General features: G+C 70.6%; 9 protein-coding genes. 3 read left to right on the top strand and 6 right to left on the bottom strand.

From position 1 onward, the window contains the following. Window positions 1-97 precede the first annotated feature (97 nt). Window positions 98-454, bottom strand: a complete 357-nt coding sequence (locus tag ACIO5E_RS06095; RefSeq protein ID WP_400664254.1) for an HGxxPAAW family protein — start codon at window positions 452-454, stop codon at window positions 98-100. Window positions 455-548: 94 nt separating this feature from the next. Between ACIO5E_RS06095 and ACIO5E_RS06090 the strand changes: the two genes are divergently transcribed. The 3 genes from ACIO5E_RS06090 to ACIO5E_RS06080 all read left to right on the top strand — a co-directional run bounded on the left by ACIO5E_RS06090 (window position 549) and on the right by ACIO5E_RS06080 (window position 2500). Further along, a complete protein-coding gene (locus ACIO5E_RS06090) occupies window positions 549-1034 on the top strand; it encodes a MarR family transcriptional regulator (protein WP_400664252.1) in 486 nt (161 codons plus the stop codon). A gap of 153 nt (window positions 1035-1187) precedes the next feature. Next, window positions 1188-2153 carry a DUF4331 family protein gene (locus ACIO5E_RS06085; RefSeq protein WP_400664250.1) on the top strand — a complete coding sequence of 322 codons (966 nt, stop codon included), beginning with the start codon at window positions 1188-1190 and terminating at the stop codon, window positions 2151-2153. Between the two features lie 104 nt (window positions 2154-2257). After that, window positions 2258-2500 carry a helix-turn-helix transcriptional regulator gene (locus ACIO5E_RS06080; RefSeq protein ID WP_400664248.1) on the top strand — a complete coding sequence of 81 codons (243 nt, stop codon included), beginning with the start codon at window positions 2258-2260 and terminating at the stop codon, window positions 2498-2500. Window positions 2501-2835: 335 nt separating this feature from the next. On the opposite strand, the gene ACIO5E_RS06075 is transcribed toward ACIO5E_RS06080, so the two are convergent. The 5 genes from ACIO5E_RS06075 to ACIO5E_RS06055 form a co-directional block, all read right to left on the bottom strand. Further along, window positions 2836-3006, bottom strand: a complete 171-nt coding sequence (locus ACIO5E_RS06075; RefSeq protein ID WP_400664246.1) for a hypothetical protein — start codon at window positions 3004-3006, stop codon at window positions 2836-2838. A gap of 259 nt (window positions 3007-3265) precedes the next feature. Beyond that, window positions 3266-3505 carry a hypothetical protein gene (locus ACIO5E_RS06070; RefSeq protein WP_400664244.1) on the bottom strand — a complete coding sequence of 80 codons (240 nt, stop codon included), beginning with the start codon at window positions 3503-3505 and terminating at the stop codon, window positions 3266-3268. A 49-nt stretch (window positions 3506-3554) separates the two neighbouring features. After that, window positions 3555-3926, bottom strand: coding sequence for a hypothetical protein (locus ACIO5E_RS06065; RefSeq protein ID WP_400664242.1), 372 nt, complete (start codon window positions 3924-3926; stop codon window positions 3555-3557). Between the two features lie 85 nt (window positions 3927-4011). Next, complete coding sequence (locus ACIO5E_RS06060; protein WP_400664240.1) at window positions 4012-12468, bottom strand: ricin-type beta-trefoil lectin domain protein; 8457 nt, start codon at window positions 12466-12468, stop codon at window positions 4012-4014. 396 nt (window positions 12469-12864) lie between these two features. Beyond that, window positions 12865-16026, bottom strand: a complete 3162-nt coding sequence (locus ACIO5E_RS06055) for an EAL domain-containing protein (RefSeq protein WP_400664236.1) — start codon at window positions 16024-16026, stop codon at window positions 12865-12867. Between the last annotated feature and the right edge of the window lie 26 nt (window positions 16027-16052).

Here is a 16052-nt window from a genome sequence, read left to right as displayed (position 1 = left end):
GCGCGCCTGGCGGAGCCGCACCGGACGGGGACGGTGCCGGCCGGCCCGCCCTTGACCTCAAGTCCGCTTGAGGGGCGAGGGTGGTCGGTGCAGGCGCTCAGGCCTCGACGCGCTGCCGGTCCCGCACGGGGGTCGGGCCCGGGGCGCGGTCGGGGGCGCGGCCGACCAGGCGGCAGCCGAGGCAGTCGGGGTGGCCTCGGCGGCCGGCCGGGTCGGGGGTGCGCCAGTGCTGGAGGTGCGGTGGGCGGGCGCCGGTGGGTTTGCCCCGGCCGGCGAGGTGGAGCAGCCAGCTGGCGAGGGCGCCGAGGGCGACGAGCAGTGCGCCGAGCCAGAGGCCGGCGGGTGAGGCGAGGATGAGGGCCGCGCCTGCGACGGCGAAGCCGAGGATCGCGATGACGGAGCCGGTCCAGCCGGCGATGGTGTGCCCCATGTCGTGGTCGCCGTGTGCGCTCATGTCTCCTCGTTTGGTGTGATGGGCGGGTGGTGGTGAACGACCCCAGGCCGTTTATCTCACGAGATAAGTTACTTAGATGCTAAGGAGATCCCGGGTGAAGGGCAAGCCGCGCCCCCAGGCGACGCCCGAGCAGGCGCTGTACGCGATGGATCGGATGATCGCGCTGGCGCAGTTCGGCCAGCAGGACATCGCCGCCCGGCTCGGGCTCAACGTCACCGACCTGACCTGCCTCGGCTTCGTCATCGAGGCGGCGCTGGCCGGCGAGGCGCTGGCCGCCGGCGACCTCGCCGAGCGGGCGCAGCTGACCACCGGCGCCGTGACGGGGGTGCTCAACCGGCTGGAGAAGGCCGGGTACGCGCGCCGGGAGGCGGACCCGGCCGACCGGCGCCGGGTGCGGGTGGTGATGGCGGAGGACGCGCAGGCGCGCATCCTCCAGGTCTACGGCCCGTTCTACGAGCGGATCGGCGCGCTGTTCGCCGACTACACGCCGGACGAGATCGCGGTGATCGCGGACTGGTTCACCCGGGCGAAGGGGGTGCTGGGGGAGTCACTGGACGAGATCCGGGCGGAGACGCCGTAGCGCGGGACCGGTCCGCTCGGGTCGGTCCGCTCCGGGGCGGCCGCTCCGGGTCGGGCATGTGCGGGGTGGCGGCTGTCCGCTGATCAGCGGACAGCCGCGCTCCGTACGGGTGTCGTCGGGACCGGCCCGGGCGGGCCCTGCTACGACAGTCCCATGTCCCACCACCTCAGCGGCCCCAACCTCCGCTCCCCCCGAGGCGACGCGCGGCTCGACCTGACCGACCTGTTCGCCTTCCCGGCCGCCGACGCGTCCGACCGGACCGTCCTGATCATGAACGTGAACCCCTATGCCCCCACCCGGGCGGCCGAGTTCCACCCGCAGGCCGTCTACCGGATCAACATCGACAGCGACGGCGACCACCGCGCCGACGTCGCCTACTCCTTCACCTTCTCCGCCCCCGGCACCGGCGGACAGACCGTCACCGTCCACCGCGCGACCGGCACCGCCGCCCAGCGGCACGAAGCCGCCGGCGACGTCCTCTTCTCGGCCGTCCCGGTCGCCTTCGGTGACGCGCCCGACGTCGTCGAGACGGACGGCTACAAGCTCTCGGTCGGACTGCGCAGCGACCCCTTCTTCGCCGACCTCGAAGGGATCGTCAACGACTTCACCTGGACCGGCAAGGACGCGATGGCCGAGACGAACATCTTCGGCATCGCCCTCGAAGTCCCCGACTCCGACCTCGGCCCCGACCCGACGATCGGCGTCTGGGCCCGGGTCAGCCTCCGCGAGGGCGGCCGGCTCCTCTCCGTCGACCGTGGCGCGCACCCCTCCCTCACCGCCTACTTCAACCAGGAGGAGGTGAAGGACGCGTACAACGCCGGTGAGCCGGCCGACGACTGGGACACCTACCGCGAGGATTGGACGGCCGTCCTCCAGCACGCCGGGGACTACACCACCGAGGCCGCCACCGAGGCCCTCAAGCTCGTCCTGCCCGACATCCTCCGCTACGACCGCTCCCGCCCCGCCGCCTACCCCAACGGCCGCACCCTCGTCGACGACGTGACCTCGGCCCGCCTCACCATGGTCTCCGGCGGCAAGATCACCAGCGACCACATCCCCCCGCACGCCGATCTCCTCCCCGCCTTCCCCCACCTCGGGCACCCGCACCCCGTCAAGTAGCCGGACGGCAAAGCGGCGGTCAAGGTATCTTGACCGCCGCTTCTCCCTCCTCTCCCTGACCGTGTGTCAGGCTGTGCGACCCCACGGGTCGATGAGGAGATTCGGTGAACCACGCACGCCCGCTGATCGAGGACTTCCCCGCGCACCCGGACGGCGACCCGGCCGCGGCCCTCGCCCGCGCCGTCCACCAGCGCCGCACCGCCCTCGGCCTCTCCACCACCGACCTCGCCAAGCGCGCCGACCTCACCGAGGCCCAGATCCGCGCCATCGAGGCCGGCCACGCCGCCCCCACCCTCCCCCTCCTCACCGCCCTCTCCCGGGCACTGGAGTCGGCGCCCCTCGCGTGAACGGTGGCGCGGAAGGCTGACCGGACGAAGAGGTGGCCCTGGCCGAGGGGGCGGCCCATGGCGGCGAGGAGGTCGCGTTCGGCTCGGTGAGCACGGTGTCGGTGGTGATGGCCACCGAGCCGAACGGGTCGGTCAGTTGGAGCTGGACGTCACCGGTCTTGCCGGTGGTGGCCGCCAGGTCGGCGTCCGGGCCCGAGACGTTGCGGGTCAGGGTGCCCTGGGTGGTGTCCTCGACGGTCCGGCGGACGTGGTCCGAGTCGTCGCCGCAGGGGTTCGGCTCGGGTGGATCAGGGCCCGCCGTACCGGCTCGCCCGCACCCTCCAGCGGACGTCGGGTCAGTCGAACGAGAAGAGTGCTTCGTAGAGAGTGACGGGCCCGTCGGCGTCCGCAAGGCGGAGGGGGATCGTGCGACCGAGCTCGTTGCTGGACAGCAGCGCGAACCCTGCGCCGCCGACGACGTCGGCGAGCAGCCGTTCCTCGTTCCCACCAGCCCCGTCGCCTTCCACGGCTGGTGGGAACACACACTCCCCTGTGGCGTGGCCCTCGGGATGCAGCCTGAAAGCCGTGGCGCCGGCCCGGTGCTTCGCGGTAGCACCGCAAAGCACCGGGCCGGACTCGTGCAGGAAACGGGGAAGCCTACGTCAGCGCCTCCCAGGGCCCGACGGGTGGCCGTGGACCTCGCCCTTGGAGCCACGGTGGACGCGGAACGGCCCTCGCGGTCGGTTGAGAACCGATCGCGAGGGCCGACGCTCCCTGAATCTGGTGCTACGCCGCAAGCGGGCGCAGCGCCACCTCCCAGGCCCGGAACTTCAGCCGGAGCGTGGACGCGAGAATCTCGAACACCGGCGGCAGGTCGGCGCCGTACTCGTAGTACGTGACGGAGTCGATCCCGTCCGGCGTCTCCGGAGGATCACCCTGCCAGCCGTCCGAGCTCACCGCGTTCTGGTGCATGACCAGCTCGCCGACGTCGTGGAACTCCAGCGCGAAGCGCCTCCAACGGTGCATCGGCTTGTGAGGCGGCGCACGGTGACCGAGCTCCTGTCGCCGTGCCTGTTCAGTCGCCGATGAAGCGAACGATGTAGGCGGGCTCGGAGAGGGCCTGCTGGAACATCAGGCGGAGTTCGGAGAGGAAGGAGTTCTCCGCCACGGAGAGGGGACGGCCGGCGACCCGGTCGAGCTCGGCGAGAGCCAGTTCGCAGAAGTAGTGGTCGAATTCGGTGTCGTCATAGGGGTCGATGCGCGCCAGCGTCGGAAGGGCATCCCGACCGACTGTGGTCAGCACCGCTTCGAACTCTCCGTCTTCCAATAGGTACGAAACGATGTCGGACACGGCAGACTGTCCCTTCTTCCCCTTCCCTTTCCCCTTTGCCTGGCGCTCCATTTCTGCGGTCAGCGTGGTATTCACCAGTTGGATGGACAGTCCCATGTCCCTACCTCCTTGCACGGATGGCCGGCGGGGTTGCCGTCACGCGACAACCCCGCCGGTTGAATGATGGGTTACTTGGTGCGGATCAGTGCGGGTACGCCGTGATGATCTTTCCGCGCCGTGTTACCACGGTCACGTGGTACGCCTTACCGCCACCGTCCTTGGCCTGCTGCTTTCCGACGGCCTTGTTGAACTTGAGAGTGTAGTTGCCGCCGTTCTGCGAGCCGGATTTGACGGTCTTCTTGATCATGGAATGGATCTTCGCCTGATTGCGAGTGTTGAACTTGCTCTTGTGCGTCCACTTCGGGTTCTTGTCGAGGACGTGGCGCTCCCAGATGTGATTCCAGCGGTACTGGGAGATGTTGTTGACGTTGCAGCTGCTGTTGTGCGCGACAGCGTCGCCGCCATCCGTTCCCACCACGTAGGTGTGAACGTCCCCGACGTTGAGGTTGAAGACCAGCTGGTCCGCGACGAGGCCGCGGTCCACGGCGGCCGTCACCAGCAGGCGTCCGCCGTCCGGGGACACCAGGTGATCGCCGACCCGCACGTCGACCGCGTTGGTCCACCCCTTGCCCTCGACGAGCATCGGGTGTTCCGCGGTCACCTCGATGCCGGGAGCGTCGCCCGAGGCGTCGGTGGACAGGGTGATCAGGTGCTTGTCGCCGTACCCGACGATGACCGCCAGGACCGGCTTGGCGACCTCCTCCCCGGTGGCCGGGTCGTAGGCGACGACGGCGTCGCCGGCCTCGATCGACCCGATGGCCGCGTAGGTGCCGTCAGCCAGTAGGACCGGCGTGTCGGGCGCGAAGGAGTTGCAACTGCCGAGCACCCGCTTCGCTGCTGTCGTCGTGGCCTTGTACGCGGCCTTGACCGCCCCGGCGGCGCGGTCCACTCGGGAGGCGACCCGGGTGGTCTTCACCACCGCTGCCGCTGCCTTGACCACGGGTCCGGCACCGACGGTCTGTGCGACCGCCGTCACGGCCATCTCGGCGGCCTTCTCCCAGTTGCCGGTCGCCGCGTAGGAGACCGAGGAGACGGCGGCGGCGACGGCGCCGATGGGGCCGGGGATATAGGCGGCGACCTCGGCGACCTTGGCGACGACCTCGACCGTCTTCTTCAGCCACTTGGGCATGCCCCAGTTGCCGTCGAGGTCGGTGCAGTTGATCGGGTCGCCGGTGCAGTAGTCGTAGGCACTGGCGTTGCCGCCGGGCACCGGGTCGACCTGGAGGAAGCGGCCCAGGGCCGGGCTGTAGAGGCGGGCACCCATGAGGATGTCGCCGTCCAGGGCCTCGGCGGAGCGCTCCTTGCCGCCCAGCCAGCCGTAGCGGACGTTCGCCTGGCCGTCCTGCGGGATGCCGAACTCGTCGAAGTCCAGAACCACCGGCTTGGTCAGCGCCGTGTCGGTGGTGACGACCACCGAGCCGAACAGGTTGGTGAGCTGGAGCTGGACGTCACCGGTCTTGCTGGTGGTGGCGACCAAGCTGGCGTCCGGACCCGTGACATTCCGGGTCAGGGTGCCCTGCGTGGTGTCCTCGATGGTCCAGCGGACCTGGTCCGAGTCGTCGCCGTAGTGGTTCAGCTTCGACGTGGCGCTGGCCCAGGAGCCGTCCGCCTGCTTCTTGCTGGTGGTGAACGCGGTCAGGCGGTGGGCGGCGTCGACGGCCCACTCCTGCTTGGTGTCCCCCTTCTCCTGGGCGGCGACGCGGTCGTTCGCCCAGTAGGTGTTGGTCGCACCGGTGGCGGTCTTCACCGTGCGCCCGAAGGCGTCGTAGGTGAAGCCCGGGTCGGTGAGTCGGTCGGCGCTGTCGTAGGTGTGGTTCTCCGCCGTGGCCCCGGCCGTGCTGCACTCGCCGGCCGCCCCGCGCGGGGAGGTCTGCTTGGACAGGCGGTTGGAGTGGGCGTCGAAGGCGTACTGCCGGGTGACGCAGCCGGTGGCGACCGTGGTCTGCTCGGCCTTCACCAGCCGGCCGAGCCGGTCGTACTGGTAGGAGCGGGTGGCGGTGGAACTGGTGTCCTTGGCCACCTGGCCCTGGGTGGACATGTCGGTGGTCTGCGCCCAGACCACCGAGTTGTCGGAGCTACGGGTGTAGGTACGGCCGGTGGCCTCACCGACGGCGTTGAAGGTGTCCTTGCGGACGATCCCGCCGGGGTAGGTCTGCTCGACCAACTGGCCGTCCGGACCGTACTTGGCGGTGAACTCGCCCGCCACGCTGTCGGTCACGGAGGTGACCAGCCCGCGGGGCTCCTTCGCCCGGTCGTAGGCGTAGGCGGTGGACCCGGTCGGGTCGCTCACCTTCACCGGCTTGCCGAACTTGTCGAACTCCGTGGTGGTGGTGCCGCCGTCGGCGTCCGTGTAGGAGGTCAGCCGACCAAGCGCGTCCAGGACGCGCGTGAGCGACTTGCCGCCGGCGGTCGTCTTGACGATGTCGCCGGTGGCCGGGTCGTACTCGGTGGTGACCTTCGGCAGCGGCTTGCCCTCGTCCGAGGTGATCTCGGTCGAGACGATCCGGTCCAGGCCGTCGTAGACGGTGACGGTCTTACGGGACTTGCCCGCGTTGGTTTCGGTCGACTCCTCCGGCTCGGCGAAGGGGGAGTAGCGGGTGACCCGCTTCACCGGCAAGGTGGTCGGCATCCTGGTCTCGTCGCCACCGGTGATCGCACCGCCCGGCATGGTGACGCAGGCCAGGCCGGCCCACTCCGGTCGGTTGCCGCAGGCTGCGTCGTCAGGGTTGGCACCAGCGGTGTAGAACACCGCCCTGACCGTCCCGGCGTCATTGCCGTTCGACCCGGGCTTGCGGGACTCCAACGCGTGCCCGAACGCGTCGTACCTGACCAGAGAGGTCAGCTTGGCGCCGATGGCGTCCGTGGTGACCGAGGTCGGCGACTTCAGCGTCCAACCGGAAGTGCCACCGATCGGGGCGTCGTAGCCGGTCTTGGTGACGCGCAGTTCGACGTCGTCGGCGTAGCCGTCGATGCGGGCGCCGTCGGTGGCGGTGGTGACCAGGTGGTAGGCTTGGCCGTCGGGCTTCCCCTCGTCGTAGGTGTTGGTGTTGTGGTCCCGGGCGACGACCGAAGTACCGGCCGGGAGGGTCGGGTTGACGGTCGTCTTGGTGAGGGTGACGGTGTCGACGCCCGCGTGGAAGCGCTCGCCGCCGGAGGCGGTGTTGGTACCGGTGACGGTGAGCTTGAGCTCGTGGTCGCCGCGCGCCAGGTGCACCGCCTGGCCGACCGTGTACGGCGCGACCGCCGGGATGGCTATGTAGGTGTCGATCGGCTGGCCGACGTTCTGCCCGTCGATCGACCACTGGATCACGCCGTGGTCGGTGTACTTGGTGAGCTGGCCGGAGAGGACGTAGTCGCCCTCCTCGGGGACGGTGACCCGCATGCTGTCGAACGCGCCCGCCGCCGTGCCGCGGATGCTGAGCTGGGCGCCGCCGGACCAGGCCAGGCCGCAGCAGTCGCTGTCGACCTGGACCTTGGTGTTGGTGCCCAGCTGCGGGAGCTTCTCGGCCTCGAAGGTGACGGAGACCGGGTTGGTCTGGCCGCCCACCTGCTCGGCGAGCGAGGCGCGGTAGACCGGGCCGAGGGTGTCCACCACGTCCAGGCCGTCGGCCGTGTAGGCGGTGCGTGAGTCCAGCAGACGCGCCCGGGAGGCGGAGTCGGCCGTCGTCAGGTTCAGCTCGGCGGCGAACTTGTCCGCGTCCGGGTGGGTGCCGAGCGCGATCGAGCGGTTGGTCGCGCTCAGGGAGCGCACGACGTGACCGTAGCGGTCGTACTCCTTGGTGTCGATGTCACCGCCGGGGGTGACGGACGGCGTCGCGGTGTTGACCTCGTTGCCGGAGGCGTTGAGGTAGTGGACGGTGGCCGGCTTGTAGCCGTCCGCGCCCGGCTTGGCGGCCGAGGCGGTGTTGGTGCCCGGGTCGTCCTCCGGCCCGAACACGGCCGTGGCGTCGGTCGGCGCGTCGGTCTGCGCCCACTTGGCCACATCCGCGCCCGCGAGGTCGTACGGACCGCCGGCGCCGCGGGTCAGCGGCACCTCGTAGACGACGTTGGTCGCGTTCTCGCCGTTGACCTGGTCCTTGCTGCCCGGCGCGAGCGTGCTGCGACGGACCTTGAGGAGACGGCCCGGGTCCTGGTCGGCCGCGGCCTTGCCGTAGTCGAAGTTCCACGGCAGCTCGCCGGCGCTGCCGATCCGGGTGACCCGGCCGGCGTCGTCGTAGCCGTACGCGGTCTTCAGCGGGGTGGCCAGGCGCGGGTCCCACACCTGGGCGAGGCGGCCGCGGTCGTCGTACGCGTAGTGCGCGACCTCGACGGCCTCCTGCATGGAGGTCGCCGGGTTCCACGACCAGACCTTCACACCCCGGACGCGGTCCAGGTAGTCACCCGGGGTCGAGGAGGTGGCGGTGGTCGCCTTGGCGTAGTCGTACTCCATCACCTCGCAGCCGCGCGGCAGCGGGTCGACGGTGCAGCCGTTGACGTCGTCGACACCGGGCTCGACGGCCGGGATGACGCGCTTGACAAGCGAGCGGCCGTCGGTGGTGTCGTACTGGTAGCGGGTGGTCGAGGCCGCGTCCGGGCCGCTGTCACTGACCACCTGGTAGATGCTGGAGCCGGCCTGGCGGGCGAAGACGGTCTTCGAACCGTCCAGCTCGGTCAGCTCGTACGTCGTACCGGCGGTCTGGACGTCCCAGATCTGGTTGGGCCCGGCCCAGCAGACCCAGATGGAGGCACCCCTGTCGGCGTCCAGGCACTTGCCCGAGTGACGGTTCGTCACCATGCCGTCGGTGCGGACCTCCCACTGCTGGTTGTCCCCGCCGTTGCAGCCCCACAGGACGAGTGGGGTGGCGTTGTCGGTCTGGCCCCAGGGGTTGTCGAGGCAGTAACCGAGCAGGCGCAGGGTCAGGTCGTCCCCGCGGGTCCACTGCTGGTTGGACGCGCCCGTGCACGGAGCGGGCCGCAGCCCGGCGCCGTTGCCGGCCGAACCGTTCGGCACCTCCAGGCACTGGCCGGTGGTCGACAGGACGATCGCGCCCGACTTCGCGGGCACCGCCTTCAGGGTCAGGGACTCGGCGCCCGGCTCCGGGAAGAAGGTGCCGTCGCTGCCCTTGGCGAAGGTCAGCGAGGTGTCGTCGTTGCCCTTGATCTCGACCAGGTCGGACTGCGGGAAGGACAGCGCCCGGTAGTCCGAACCGGCACCGGCATCCGGGCCGCCGGCCCACTGCGGGCCGAACGGGGCGACGATCTCCTTCACCGACAGGTCGTCGAAGAAGACCTGCTTGCCGGCGGCGGTGAAGCCGTTGTAGAGGCGGAAGAAGGCCTCGGTGGCGTCGGCCGGGACGGTCAGGTCGACCGAGAGCTGTTGCCAGGCGTCGGTGTAGCCGGCCTTGTCGGAGGTGACCTTGCTGTAGCCGGCCGCGGTCTTGACGAAACCGGCCAGGCGCAGACCGCGGTCACCGAAGTCCGGGTTGAGGCCGGTGGCGCCCGGGACGTAGATCCAGCCGGTCAGACGGTAGGTGCGGCCCGGCTTCATCCCCAGGGACAGCGTTTGGTCGTCCGGGCCGATGCCGGCATAGGAGTCCAGCTGGCCCTTCGAGGTGACCAGCAGCGAGTCGGTGGAGCTGTCGTGGCCTCGCTCGGTTGACCGGGCGATGTCCGCCTGTCCGGGCGCGAAGCCGGTGGTGTCCGTGCTGATCTGGCGCTGGTTGACGGTGAGGCGCTCGCCCTGCGGCTGCCAGCCGCGGCCGAGGTCACGTGAGGACGTGGCGCGCTTGACCGACATGCCGAACTCATTGGCGTCGGTCACATCGGTCGAGTAGTCACCGGTCAGCAGGTTCACCGAGCCGGGGCCGATGTCGGCGCCGGCCGCGCCGTCGGCGTTGCGGTCGACCGTCATGGTGTTCCAGACGGTCGCGTAGCCGTTGCCCGAGCCGTCCTCCGGGAAGAGGAGCGCCCGGACCTGGACGACGCCGCCGACCTGGCCGAGGGTGTCCAGCACGTTCCAGTTGGCGTGCGGGCCGAGGTCCGCCAGCCGCGGCTTGTCCTCGGTGACGGCGGTGTTGTCCGCCTTGGTGAGGTTCGCGTGCGGGACGTCGTACTCGGTGGCGCCGGGGCCGCGGCGGTACTGGTAGACGACGCGCTTGAACTGGGTCTGCGCGTCGACCGCGAGCTTGACGCGCTTCGCGGTCTGGGTGCCGTTGACCGGCGAACTGATGCCCGCCTGGCCGACCTGGAACGTGTAGGTCGCGGGCGGGGAGAGGTTGCCCGCGCGGTCCTTGGACTGCACGCTGAGCACGCGCCGGCCCTCGGTGGTCGGCGTGATCGACGTGGTCAGCGCGCCGGTCGCGGCGACCGTCACCGGGGTGCCGCCGTCCAGGGTGTAGACGTAGGCCGTCGTGTCGTCAGTGCCCGGGGCGGGCGAGAAGGTGAACGAACCCGCCTGGTTGGCGGTGCCGTGCCAGAGCCCGTCCGCCGGGTAGTCGGACGAACTCACGAACGGCGTACCGGGCTTGACGGTGTCGGCGATGACGTTGGTGCCGACCCAGCCGGAGCGGGACTTGCCGTCGTCGAGCATGGCCCAGATCGTGTACTGCACGCCTTCGTCGAGCTTGGCGATGCCGTAGTCGGACGGGCGGACGGTCGCGATCGCGCCGTTCGGGGTCGCCCGGGCGATGCTGCCGAGGAAGGTGCCGCCGCGCCAGAGGTCCAGGTAGACCGTCAGCGGGTCGCCGTCGGGGTCGGCCGCCTGCACCTGGAAGCGCGGGTTCGCGTCCGAGGTGTAGCGCGGGTTGCCCTGCTGCGAGGGCTGAACCTCGACGGTTGCCGGGGTGGCCGGGACGGTGTTGTAGGTGATCGACAGGTACGGCGGGGCGCCGCCCTCAGCCGAGCTGAACCGCTTCCACGACAGGCTGTCGGACTCGTTCGCCGCCTTGAGGCCGATGCCGTAGTCGCGGTAGCCGAACCCGGCCCAGTACCTGACCAGGTCTGTGACGTCGGCACGTGCCCAGGCCGTACCGTCGGACCCGGAGCACTCGTGCGCGTCCGCCCCTCCGTCGGCGTCCCAGGTGTCGTTCGAGGTGGCGTACTTGTTCCCCCACGACGGCTGGTTGTTCCACCGCGTCCAGAGGCCTGCACCGCCGGCTTCCCAGACCTCCCACTGCTTCGGGACGCAGGAGGACGAATGGTAGTTGTACAGGTTGAGCGTGGCGCCGAGGATCTGCTTGCCGTTGAAGTCCGCGCCCGGGAAGGTCAGGAACGACCGGGCCGCGACCTTTCCGTCGTAGCTGCCCAGCTTCAGGTCCTCCGAGGAGGAGGCGTCGAAGCTCTCGTTCGTCTGGACGTAAGTGTCGTACGTGGCGTCTACGTTGACGACGGGGTCGACGGTGACCGGATACTGCGTCTTCGCGTCCGCGAGGAACGCCGCGTCCGGGGTGAAGACCAACTCGGTGTCCGTGCCCTGTCCGCGCACGTCGGCCTTGACCGGTGCCCGGTTCAGGTGCTCCTGCGACGCGGGGTCGACTGCGGCGTCCCACATCACCGGAGTCGGGATCTTCACCGCCGGTTTGCCGGACGCCTTGTCCAGCAGCTGGATCGATCCGTCCTGCTGCGGTGCCACCGTCATACCGGTGGTGTCCAGCGGGATCGTCAGGGTGCCCGCCTGGGATACCGCGGAACGGTCCTTGACGATCAGGAACTGCTCGAAGCCGGTCCGGGTCGCCTGCAGCACCAGATCCACGCCCGGGCGGGCGTTGACGTAGGTCGCCTTGCTGCCCTCCAGCCTGGGCTTGGGCAGCTTGCCCAGCCAGCCGAACGTGACCTGCTGCTCACCGGAGCCGATCTTGACCAGCTCGCGCTCGGCGGGCTTCTGGTCGGCGGGCTGCGGGTCGGCGGCCGGGGCGGCGGCACGTGCCGCACCGCGAGAGGCCCGGGTCGGGTCGGCCGAGGCCGGGGTCGAGGCCGGAGCGGAGGCCGGAGCGGACGCGGACGGCGCGGTGGTGGCCGGCGGCGTTGCCGTCGAGCTTGCCGTCGGGGTCGGCTCGGCGGCCGCGGTCGGCGTCGCGCTGGGCGATCCGGCAGCCGTCGGGGCAGCGGCCGGGGTCGTCGGAGCAGCCGTCGGGACCGTGGCACCCGGCAGGCTGTCGCCCACCGTCACCCCGGCGTCGCCGCCCTCGAAGACCACCCCGCCCGGGTGCGCCTTGGGAACCACCTTGCCGTCGGGCGTCTGCACCAGCGTGGTGTCGACGGGCACCCAGGCCTCGCCGACCTTCATCCGGATCGGCCCGGTGGACCGGTCCGACGTCAGCGTGCCGTCCGGGTTCACCCACAGCGTGGTGAACTCCGTCCGGGCGTTGGTGACCTCGATCCGCCGCTTCTGCAGCCGAGCGGACAGCAGCGCCGACGCCTCGTCCGGCGCCTCCGTGGCGGGCGCGGCGGGTGGCGTGGGCGGGGTGGGTGCGGCGGCGGCCGGAGCGGCGGTCACCGCGTCCACCACCACTCCGGCCTGCACCAGCAGGCCGAGCGTCAGAAGTGCCGATATCGGCCGCATTCGACGCGTAGAGAAGGCCCCGGCCGCGAATGCGGACGAGGCCCGAGAACGTCGTGACATCAAAACTCTCTCAAGAGATTGCCATTGTCGGGAATGGCTTACATCAAGCCGAATGACAATCTCTCATTCCCAAACGATCTCAAATGACCACCAGTGATGAAGATTTCGTAACGGATCAGTCGCTGCCAGTGATGAAAAGGGGTATTGGATAGGTAAATGTGACGCTATGTCTGGTATGGCGCGACTGGCAGGGAAGATCCCGTATCTGCGTGGAGGTCGTTCGACCGGGCGTCAGAATTGTTCACCTGGCGAAACATTCCGCGTGCGGGGTGGGCCCGGGCGGGTCTTGCGGCACGGCACGGCCGAATCCCGGGCGGAATCCCCGGGTGCGCCGCGTCAGACTTGCTCGTAGGTGGTGTCCCCGACGAGGGCGCGGGCCTGGGGGGCGGTCAGGGGGTGGGCGAAGAGGTAGCCCTGGCCGAGGGGGCAGCCCATGGTGGCGAGGAGGTCGCGCTGTTCGGGGTGTTCGATGCCCTCGGCGATGACCTGGACGTCGAGGGTGTCGGCGATGCGGACGATGCCCTCGACGAGGGCGTACTGCTGGGGGGAGAGGCCGAGGCCGTCGATGAAGGACTTGTCGATCTTGAGGACGGAGATCGGGAACTCCCGCAGGTAGGACAGCGAGGAGTAGCCGGTGCCGAAGTCGTCGATGGCGATGCCGATGCCGAGGCCGTTGAGGGTGGCCATGTCGGCGCGGACACGGTCGTCGCGGCGCATCAGGACGGACTCGGTGAGTTCGAGGACGAGGGCGTGCGGGTCGATGCCGGAGGTGCGCAGGGCGCCGCGGACGACGTCGACGAAGCCGGCGTCGCGGAACTGGCGGGCGGAGACGTTGACGTTGACCCGGAGCGGGGGCCGCCCGGCGGCGGCGCGGGTGGCGGAGCTGGCGGCGTGCCAGGCGGCGGCCTCCTGGGTGGCGCGTTCCAGGATCCAGGCGCCGAGGGGGACGATCTGGCCGCTCTCCTCGGCGAGGGCGATGAACTCGTCGGGCAGGACCATGCCGCGCCGGTCGTGCGGCCAGCGGACGAGCGCCTCGAAGGCGACCAGATCGCCGGTGCGCAGGTCGACGATCGGCTGGTAATAGAGCTGGAAGGCGGATTCGGCGATGGCCGTGTCCAGGTTCTCGTTCAGCTCGTGCCGCTCCACCAGCCCGGCCTGCAGGGCCGGCTGGTAGTGGCGCCACTGGCGGCGGCCGGCCGCCTTGGCGGAGTAGAGCGCGAGGTCGGCGTGGGTGAGCAGTTCGGTGGCGTCCACGCTGTCCTCGGTGGTGGCGACGCCGATGCTGGCGGCGACCCGGACGGCGCCCGCGCTGAGCCTGAACGGTTCGGCGAACACCGTCAGCACGGTGTCCGCGATGGCGTCCACGTCCGCCGGGAGCAGCGCGTCCTCCACCAGGATGGCGAACTCGTCGCCGCCGAGGCGGGCGGCGGTGTCCGAGCTGCGCAGGGCGGTGGAGATCCGCAGCGAGACGGCGACCAGCAGTTCGTCGCCGACCGCGTGGCCCTGGGTGTCGTTGACCACCTTGAAGTCGTCGAGGTCGAGGAAGAGCACGCCGGTGACGGCGCCGCTGCGCTGGCCGCGGGACAGCGCGTGGCCGACCCGGTCCTGGAACAGCACCCGGTTGGCGAGGCCGGTGAGGGAGTCGTGGAAGGCCCGGTGGGTGAGTTCGCGCTCCATCTGGCGCTGCTCGGTCACGTCGCGCAGGGTGAGCACCAGGCCGCCGACGGTCGGGTCGGCGCGCAGGTCGTTGAAGCGCACCTCGGCCTCGATCGGGGTCCGGTCCTGCCGCAGCAGCTGCCAGTGCTCGCGGGGCTGTTCACGTGACGGCGGGCTTGCGGCAGGGGGGTCCGCCGGGCCGCGCATCCGGGCCAGGGCCTTGCCGACGGTCCGGCTGTCCTCGGGCGGGACGAGGTCGGTGAGCAGGGTGCCGTCCAGGCTGGGGTGGCCGAGGACCCGTTCGGCGGAGGAGGACGCGTAGCGGACGCTGTCGTCGGCGTCCAGGATCAGGATGACGTCGCTGGCGTTCTGCACCAGGGTGCGGAAGTACAGCTCGCTGTTGCGGCGGTTGACCTCCTGGCTCAGCACGACCCGTTCGACGGCCAGTGCGGCCTGCCCGGCCAGGATCTCCAGCGAGCCCCACAGGCTGGTGAGTTCCTGTGCGGTGCCGGTGACGATGAGCGCGCCGATCAGCGGGTCACCGGAGGGGCGCTCGTCGAGGGTGAGCGGGCACAGCAGGGCGGAGGGCATGCCGTCGAGGCGGGCGGCGAGGTCGCTGCCGATGTCCTCGATGGGCAGGAGCCGGGTCTCCCGGTAGGCGGCGAGTGCGAGCGCCTGGTCGGAGTCGGCGGCGGGGCCGAGGAGGTGCTGGGCGGCGCCGCGTTCGGCGTGCCGGACGTGCAGGACGCCCGCCTGGGTGACGGCGAGCAGGGCGACGTGTCCGGGTTCGGTGGGCATCAGGGTGGAGGCGGCGGCCTGGACGGCGTCCGCGACCTCCTCGACGCTGAGGGCCGCGGTGAGCCTGGCGCCCGCCTCGCGCAGGGCCCGCTCGCGGGCGATCGCCTGCCGCCGGGCGGCCACGACCACCGCCAGCCGGGCCAGCACCAGCAGGTAGAGGAGCGCCGAGAAGGCGCCGATCACGCCCGCGTTGCGGGTGTTGCCGTTCAGCGACTCGATGATCAGGATGGCCGGGGCGATCAGCGAGGCCAGGGTGAGCAGGCCGAGGCGGCCGGCGCTCAGGTCGGGCTGCTGGGTGGGGACCGGTCTGGTCAGCTCGACCATGGACGGGTGCAGCGCGGCCGCGCCCCAGGCGGTGTAGAACGCGGCCCAGCCGAGGTCGACGCCGGTGCCGATGTGCCAGCCGCCGTGCAACTGGATCAGCCCGTACAGGGTGTCCGAGACCAGGATGCCCACGGTGCCGACGGCGAGCAGTTGCAGCGAGCGGCTGTTGCCGCCGCGCGGGGTCAGCAGGCGCAGCAGCAGGGCGAGGACGACCACGTCGCCGAGCGGGTAGGCGATCGAGACGGCCTTCTGGAACCAGCCGAGGTCGGGGTTGAGGGCGTACGGGAGGATCAGGTAGATCCAGGCGAGCAGCGCCAGGCCCATGGTGAGGATCAGCGCGTCGAGGAGGCCGGCGCGGTCCTGACGGGCCGTGCGCCAGCGGATGAAGCCGAGCACGCCGGCCGCGTACAGCACGAACTCGGCGAGGTAGAAGCCGTCGGCGACGGACGGGAACGGGTTGTCGAGGTGCAGGAACTGGGTCTGGACGACCTGCACGACCTCGCCCGCGGAGAAGCTCAGGTTGGCGAGCGCCAGCAGGTACCAGAACAGCGCGTGCGCGGGGCGGTTGAGGCGGACGCCGACCACGATGGCGGCGACGCCGCCGAGGCCGATGCCCGTCCACCAGATGATCCGCTGTGCGGGGAAGGCGTAGTAGATGCCGGTGAGCAGCACCATCCACAGCAGGTAACAGACCATCAGGCGTTGTCGCCGAGGTGTCAACGAGGCTACCTCCTCCGCGACGCCAC

The sequence above is a fragment of the Kitasatospora sp. NPDC087314 genome (assembly GCF_044744365.1).
GTDB lineage: Bacteria > Actinomycetota > Actinomycetes > Streptomycetales > Streptomycetaceae > Kitasatospora.
Note: the sequence above shows the minus strand (reverse complement) of the source record. Positions and strands in the feature narration are given on the sequence as shown.